Genomic DNA, 7,255 nt, shown 5'->3' with positions numbered 1-7,255 from the left:
TAGTTCTTCGCGGTCGCGCCGCCCGTCTTCGCCAGCGTGATCGTGATCGCCGCCGTCAGCGTCGTCTTACCGTGGTCAACGTGACCAATCGTGCCGATGTTGCAGTGCGGCTTCGTGCGGTTGAATTTTTCCTTGGCCATATCTCGTCCCCGCGTGTTGCGGGCCTCAGTCGGTTAGGGGTTAATCTCAAAGGTGGAGGCCCGTAGCACACAAAGCGCCACGGGCCAAGAGGGGTTTATCTTAGGCGTACTTCTTGATCACTTCGTCGGCGACGTGTTGCGGCACCGCATCGTAGTGATCATAGACCATGGTGAACTGGGCGCGGCCTTGCGACATGCCGCGCAGGGTGTTCACATAGCCGAACATGTTGGCCAGAGGCACGAAGGCGTCCACGACGATGGCGTTGCCGCGCATGTCCTGACCCTGGATCATGCCGCGACGACCATTGAGGTCGCCGATGACCGAACCCAGATATTCTTCCGGCGTCACGACCTCGACCTTCATGATCGGTTCGAGCAGCTTCGGCCCGCCCTTTTCACGCAGTTCCTTGAAGGCCGCGCGCGAGGCGATTTCGAAGGCCAGCACCGAGGAGTCAACGTCGTGGAAGGCGCCGTCGATCAGGGTCGCCTTGAAGTCGATCAGCGGGAAGCCGGCCAGCAGGCCGTTTTCCTTGGCCGATTCCAGGCCCTTCACGACGCCGGGGACATATTCCTTCGGCACCGCGCCGCCGACAATGGCCGATTCGAACACGAAGCCCGTGCCGGGCTCGCCCGGTTCGAACACCAGCTTGACACGGGCGAACTGGCCCGTACCGCCGGTCTGCTTCTTGTGCGTGTAGTCGATTTCCGCCTTGCGGGTGATGGACTCACGATAGGCGACCTGCGGCGCGCCGATATTGGCTTCGACCTTATAGGTGCGCTTCAGGATGTCGATCTTGATATCGAGGTGCAGTTCGCCCATGCCCTTCAGGATGGTCTGACCCGACTCGTGGTCGGTCGAGACGGTGAAGGACGGATCTTCGGCGGCCAGCTTCGACAGGGCGACGCCCAGCTTTTCCTGGTCGGCCTTCGACTTGGGCTCAACGGCGATTTCGATAACCGGGGCCGGGAACTCCATACGCTCCAGAATGACCGGCGACTTCAAAGGATCGCACAGCGTATCGCCGGTGCGGGTGTCCTTCAGGCCTGCCAGGGCGACGATGTCGCCGGCATAGGCTTCCTTGATGTCTTCGCGGTTGTTGGAGTGCATGAGCAGCATGCGGCCGACGCGCTCGCGCTTATCGCGCGTCGAGTTCAAGAGGCCCATGCCGGTTTCCAGCTTGCCCGAATAAATGCGGCAGAAGGTGAGCGAACCCACGAACGGGTCGTCCATGATCTTGAACGCCAGCACCGACAGGGGCTCGTCGTCCGAGGCCTTGCGGGTGACTTCTTCTTCGGTCTTGTAGTCGATGCCCTTGGTGGCGGGGATGTCCACCGGCGACGGCAGGTAATCGACGACGGCGTCGAGCAGGGTCTGCACGCCCTTGTTCTTGAAGGCCGAACCGCACAGGATCGGGAAGAAGGCCGAGGTCAGAACGGCCTTGCGGATGCACTTCTTCAGCACCTCTTCCGAAGGCTCGGTGCCTTCCAGATAAGCTTCCATCGCCTCGTCGTCGAGTTCAACGGCGTTGTCGATCAGGTACTGGCGTGCTTCATTGGCCTTTTCGACCAGATCGGCGGGGATTTCTTCGTCGCGATAGTTCGCGCCCAGGGCGTCATTGTCCCAGACGACGGCCTTCATGCGGACGATGTCCACGAGGCCCGTCAGCGAGGATTCCGAACCGATCGGGAACTGGATAGGCACGGCTTTGGCGCCGAGACGGTCGCGGATCGACTGGACCGACTTGTCGAAATCGGCGCCCAGCTTGTCCATCTTGTTGACGAACACGATGCGCGGCACGCGATACTTGTCGGCCTGACGCCAGACGGTTTCGGTCTGCGGTTCAACGCCGGCGTTGCCGTCCAGAACGGCGACCGCGCCGTCCAGAACGCGAAGCGAGCGCTCGACTTCGATGGTGAAGTCAACGTGGCCCGGCGTGTCGATGATGTTCAGACGCTTGCCGGCCCAGAAGGCGGTCGTGGCGGCCGAGGTGATGGTGATGCCGCGTTCCTGCTCCTGCTCCATCCAGTCCATGGTGGCGGCGCCGTCGTGGACTTCGCCGATCTTATGGCTCTTGCCCGTATAGTACAGGATGCGCTCGGTCGTGGTGGTCTTGCCGGCATCGATGTGGGCCATGATGCCGAAGTTGCGGTAGTCTTCAATCTTGTGACTGCGGGGCATGGGAGAGCCTCAAACTTTCGGTCAGATCTTCAAAGAAATTTCATTTGCAAACAGCGCGGGCGGTTTAAACCAAACCGCCCGCGCCTGAAAGCCACATTTTTGCGACAGGCTGAAAACCCGCCGCCAGCCCTCGCCTCGCTTACCAGCGATAGTGCGAGAAGGCGCGGTTGGCTTCGGCCATCTTGTGCGTGTCTTCACGCTTCTTGACGGCGGTGCCGCGGTTGTTGGCGGCGTCGAGCAGCTCAGCGGCCAGCTTTTCCGTCATGGTGTTTTCGCCACGCTTGCGCGCGGCGTTGACCAGCCAGCGGATGGCCAGGGCGCGGCGGCGGTCCGGGCGGACTTCGACCGGCACCTGATAGGTGGCGCCGCCGACGCGACGCGACCGGACTTCGATGCTGGGCGAGACATTGTCGAGCGCCGAGTGGAAGGTTTCGAGCGCGCTCGCATCCTTCTTCTTGGCCTCTAAGCTGTCGAAGGCGCCGTAGATGATGTTTTCAGCAACGGCCTTCTTACCTTCGTACATGACATAGTTCATGAACTTGGTGACGACCAGATCGCCGAACTTGGGGTCGGGCAGAACTTCGCGCTTCTCTGCGCGGTGACGACGGGACATATGAAATTCCTTTTTGTGCTAACGCTTACGCTGCTTGAGCACGATTACTTCGGACGCTTGGCGCCGTAGTGCGAACGGCGCTGCTTACGGTTCTTGACGCCTTGCGTGTCGAGCACGCCGCGCAGGATGTGATAGCGGACGCCCGGAAGGTCCTTGACGCGGCCGCCGCGGATCAGCACCACCGAGTGCTCTTGCAGGTTATGGCCTTCGCCGGGGATGTAGCACACGGCTTCGATCTGCGAGGTCAGACGCACCTTGGCCACCTTACGCAGAGCCGAGTTCGGCTTCTTCGGCGTGGTGGTGTAAACGCGGGTGCAGACGCCGCGGCGCTGCGGGCAGCCCTTCAGGGCCGGAACCTTGTTGCGAACCGGCTTGGGATGACGCGGCTTGCGAAGCAGTTGGTTGATTGTGGGCATAGATGCTCAACTCTTCATAGGGGAAGCCTGTGCCGTTTGGCCGGAGGGCTTCGGTTGGGGTTGTGTCTTTCTTTGACACCTCATGTTTTTCCGAAAAGTGGCGACCACTTTTCGGCATGAGGTTATTTAAGAGACCCTCCCCGGACAAACACAAAAGCCGCAACCCGCGCTCTGGGGGTTACGGCGGGGACGCAGCCCCTTATGCATATCCGGATCGAATGGCCCCGCGAAGGACCGCCTCGAAAATGATGTGCGGCCTATATAGGACGACTCCGCCGGGGTCAAGCGAATCTAATTTCGCACGCACGTTCCGAGAGGCTTATGGATATCACACCCCCAGAGACGCAATTTTTCCATGTTATATTTTGTGCCGTAATCAATACTTCTCGAAGTAGGACTTTTTAATAGCTGAACCCCAAATTTCTGCACAACCTTGTCCGTGTATATAACGTCACCCTTAACACCCGGAATTTCGAGTCTGACGCCGTTTACAGCTAATAGCTCTTCGTGGCCGTGACTGAAATCACTTCTGGCGTCGGCAATGGGATCACCCGTCTCGCCTTCCCATCCGCGCGTTGCGCAATCCGCACAAACTAAACCGATGACTAAAATGACAAGTCCATGACGTATATAGTTCATAGCCAACCCCCTCACGATCGAGATGTTATATCAAAAGATATAAAAAAACACCACTCTTTACACATAAACGTGAAATGGCAACTTAAACGCGATACGACTAACGAGCAAAGTCGATCATTTCGACCAATAATGCGCATTTAAATATGATCTATTGACATCCATTTGTGATCAAATTTAATTGGTTTCGTACTGGGAAAGACCGGCAATGCTTATCGACGTCTCCTCACCTAAGCATGCTGCGACGGGTGCTCACCGCTTTAATCTCGCTTATATCTGGGCGATCTCGGCGACGGCGGCGCTGGGCGGACTTCTGTTCGGCTATGACTGGGTGGTGATCGGCGGGGCCAAGCCGTTTTACGAGCCTTATTTTCATCTGACATCGGAGGCGCAGATCGGCTGGGCGAACAGTTGCGCCCTGCTCGGCTGCCTGATCGGCTCGGTGCTGTCAGGGGCGCTCAGCGACCGGCTGGGGCGCAAGAAGCTGCTGATCGTGGCCGCCTTCCTGTTTGGCGCCTCGTCCCTGCTGACCGGCTGGGCGCACGGTTTCAACGCCTTTGTGCTGTGGCGCATTGCCGGCGGGGTCGCCATCGGCATCGCTTCGAATGTGTCGCCGACCTATATCGCCGAGGTCGCTCCGGCGGCGTGGCGCGGGCGGCTGGTGACGCTGAACCAGCTCACCATTGTCGTCGGCATTCTGGCGGCGCAGATCGTCAACCTCCTGATCGCCGGTCATATCGCCGATCACGCCACGCCGGAAATGATCCGCGCCTCGTGGCAGGGCCAGCTCGGCTGGCGCTGGATGTTCACCGCCGTGGCCGTGCCGTCGCTGGTCTTCTTCGTCTGCGCCTTTCTGGTGCCGGAAAGCCCGCGTTGGCTGATCAAGAGCGGGGCGCTGGATCGCGCGCGACGCATCCTGACGCGCATCGGCGGCGAGTCTTACGCCGAGCAGGAACTGAGCGAGGTCGCCGAGGGCTTGAAGCGCGAATCGTCCGAGCAAGGCTCGTGGGGCGAGCTTTTGCGGCCCGCCGTGCTGGGGCTGGTGCTGATAGGGATCGGCCTTGCCGTGCTGCAACAGTGGAGCGGCACCAATGTCATCTTCAACTATGCCGAGGACATCTATCGCGGCGCGGGCTACGACCTGAGCGGGGTGATGATGAACATCGTCATCACCGGCGCGATCAATCTGATCTTCACCCTGGTCGCCACGGGGCTGGTGGACCGGATCGGGCGGCGGACCCTGATGCTGTGGGGATCGGGCGGCATAGCGGTCCTGCACGTCGCCCTGGGCCTCGCCTTCTTTTTCGGTTTCAAGGGGCCGCTGGTGCTGGCCCTGACGCTGGGCGTGATCGCGGTCTATGCGATGTCGCTGGCGCCGGTGACCTGGGTGCTGCTGTCGGAGATTTTTCCCAATCGCATCCGCGGACTGGCCATGTCGGTGGCGGTGTCGGCCCTGTGGATCGCCTGTTTTGCGGTGACCTTCACCTTCCCGATCCTGAACCAGGGACTTGGCGCGGCGGGAACCTTCTGGTGCTACGGCGTCTTCTGCGCGCTCGGCTTCCTGTTCATCCTGCGGCGCGTGCCGGAAACCAAGGGTAAGTCGCTGGAGGATATCGAGCGGGAATTAGCCGGTTAAAGTTTCGCCAGCCGCCCGCCATCGACAGTGAGGCTGGCGCCGGTGACGAAGCTGGCCTGAGGGCTGGCCAGATACAGCACCGCGTCGGCGATCTCGGACGGCTGGCCGACATCGCCGGGCTCCAGCGTCTCCGCGCCCGATTTCAGGTTCGGGCTGGCCCACAGCATCGGGGTATCGACCGCGCCGGGCAGGACAGCGTTGACGCGGATGCCCTTGGGCTTGCCCTCGATCGAGGCGGTGCGCGTCAGCGAGCCCAGCGCCGCCTTGGCCGCCGCATAGGGTGCAACCAGCGGCGAGGTCTGGTGCGTGTGGATGCTCGACACATTGACGATGGCGCTGCCCGGTTGCATGACGCGGAAGGCTTCGCGCGTGAACATGGCCGCGCCGAAAAAGTTGACGCCCATCAGCCGCGTCCAGTCGTCGAGGCTCAGTTCGTCGATCGGCTTATAGATCATCATGCCCGCGACATTGACCAGCACATCAAGGCCGCCGAACACGTCCTTGGCGACGCGGCAGACGCGGACGACATCGGCTTCGCGGGACACGTCGCAAGCTTCGACGCGCACCTCAGATGCGCCGAGCGCCATCAGCTCGGTGATCGCCGCCGCCGCACTCTCAATGCGCAGATCGGCCAGCACCAGTTTCGCCCCCTCGCGGGCAAAGCCTTCGGCGCAGGCCCTGCCGATGCCGCCGAGGCCGCCGGTGATGAGGACGGATTTCGTTTCAAAGCGGCGGCTCATGCGATGATTCCTTGCTGGCGCAGGCAGTTGATATAAAGATCGGGCCAGATGCGATGCGGCAGGTCCGACGGCGTCAGGCCAAAGCCATGCCCGCCCTGGGCGAACAGGTGCGTCTCATCTGCGACGCCGTGCGCCTTCAGGGCCGCGCGGAAAGCAAGGGTGTTGGCGACCGGGACGACCGGATCGTCTTCGGCCTGAACCAGAAAGCACTGTGGGGTCTTAGCGCTGACGCGACGGTCAGGGGAGTAATGGGCGATCTGCTCGGGCGTGATCGGGCCGCCGAAAAGAGACGGAATCGCGCCGGAATAGGCGATGGCCGGATCAAGCGAGGCCACCGGATACATCAGTCCCGCCGCATCGGGGCGCGCGCTCAAGGCGTCCGCCGCGTCCTGCGCCGGATAGAGCGCCTCATCGAAGCGCGTCGCCAGCGAGGCCGACAGAAAGCCGCCCGCGCTGAAGCCGATAGCGGCGACGCGCTGCGGGTCGATGCTGAGTTTTGCAGCGTGCTGGCGGATCACGCGCATCGCCCGCATCGCGTCGATATTGCCAATATCGACGCGGTCGGCCCAGCCGTCATTGGCCAGCCGATAAAACAGAACGAAGGCCGTCACCCCCGCCGCGTTCAGCCGCTGCGCCAGCAGATAGCCTTCGACATCAAAGGAATTCCAGGTGAAGCCGCCGCCGGGGATGATCAGCACGGTGCCGCGATTGGGCTTTGCGGCGTGAAAGACCTCGATGCGCGGGCGGACAGTCCCCTGCGCGCGGCGGTGATGGAAGTCCGGGTCTTTCGAGGCGTCCGTCACCGTTTCGTGCAGATCAGAACGCGGCGGGACCGGCGGCGTCGGCCACAGGTCGATGCTGAAAGCCGGTTTCGGCCAGGCGCGTCCATCCATTT

The 7,255-nt window shown here is 61.7% G+C and carries 8 protein-coding genes; 1 reads left to right on the top strand and 7 read right to left on the bottom strand.

From position 1 onward, the window contains the following. From ACTHLA_RS05200 to ACTHLA_RS05180, 5 genes are all read right to left on the bottom strand, one after another. A partial coding sequence (locus ACTHLA_RS05200) for a GTP-binding protein (RefSeq protein WP_440186027.1) occupies positions 1-140 on the bottom strand: 140 nt, incomplete at its 3' end. A gap of 100 nt (positions 141-240) precedes the next feature. After that, positions 241-2,319: an elongation factor G gene (fusA, locus tag ACTHLA_RS05195; protein WP_440186022.1), complete on the bottom strand. Its 2,079-nt coding sequence runs from the start codon at positions 2,317-2,319 to the stop codon at positions 241-243. Between the two features lie 139 nt (positions 2,320-2,458). Next, positions 2,459-2,932 carry a 30S ribosomal protein S7 gene (gene rpsG / locus ACTHLA_RS05190; RefSeq protein WP_440186021.1) on the bottom strand — a complete coding sequence of 158 codons (474 nt, stop codon included), beginning with the start codon at positions 2,930-2,932 and terminating at the stop codon, positions 2,459-2,461. 44 nt (positions 2,933-2,976) lie between these two features. Beyond that, entirely contained in the window at positions 2,977-3,348 is a 372-nt protein-coding gene (rpsL, locus tag ACTHLA_RS05185) for a 30S ribosomal protein S12 (RefSeq protein ID WP_440186020.1), read from the bottom strand. Positions 3,349-3,639: 291 nt separating this feature from the next. Beyond that, complete coding sequence (locus ACTHLA_RS05180; RefSeq protein WP_440186019.1) at positions 3,640-3,987, bottom strand: hypothetical protein; 348 nt, start codon at positions 3,985-3,987, stop codon at positions 3,640-3,642. Positions 3,988-4,192: 205 nt separating this feature from the next. On the opposite strand from ACTHLA_RS05180, the gene ACTHLA_RS05175 reads away from it, so the two are divergent. Further along, entirely contained in the window at positions 4,193-5,620 is a 1,428-nt protein-coding gene (locus tag ACTHLA_RS05175) for a sugar porter family MFS transporter (protein ID WP_440186018.1), read from the top strand. Here the strand turns inward: ACTHLA_RS05175 and ACTHLA_RS05170 are convergent. Together ACTHLA_RS05170 and ACTHLA_RS05165 are read right to left on the bottom strand one after the other, a co-directional pair. Further along, entirely contained in the window at positions 5,617-6,360 is a 744-nt protein-coding gene (locus ACTHLA_RS05170) for an SDR family NAD(P)-dependent oxidoreductase (RefSeq protein ID WP_440186017.1), read from the bottom strand. The genes ACTHLA_RS05175 and ACTHLA_RS05170 overlap by 4 nt on opposite strands. Next, positions 6,357-7,253: an alpha/beta hydrolase gene (locus ACTHLA_RS05165; protein WP_440186016.1), complete on the bottom strand. Its 897-nt coding sequence runs from the start codon at positions 7,251-7,253 to the stop codon at positions 6,357-6,359. The genes ACTHLA_RS05170 and ACTHLA_RS05165 overlap by 4 nt, the downstream gene beginning before the upstream one ends. Positions 7,254-7,255 lie beyond the last annotated feature (2 nt).

It is taken from the genome of Asticcacaulis sp. (assembly GCF_051956075.1).
Classification (GTDB): domain Bacteria; phylum Pseudomonadota; class Alphaproteobacteria; order Caulobacterales; family Caulobacteraceae; genus Asticcacaulis.
This window is presented reverse-complemented; position numbering and strand designations above follow the sequence as displayed.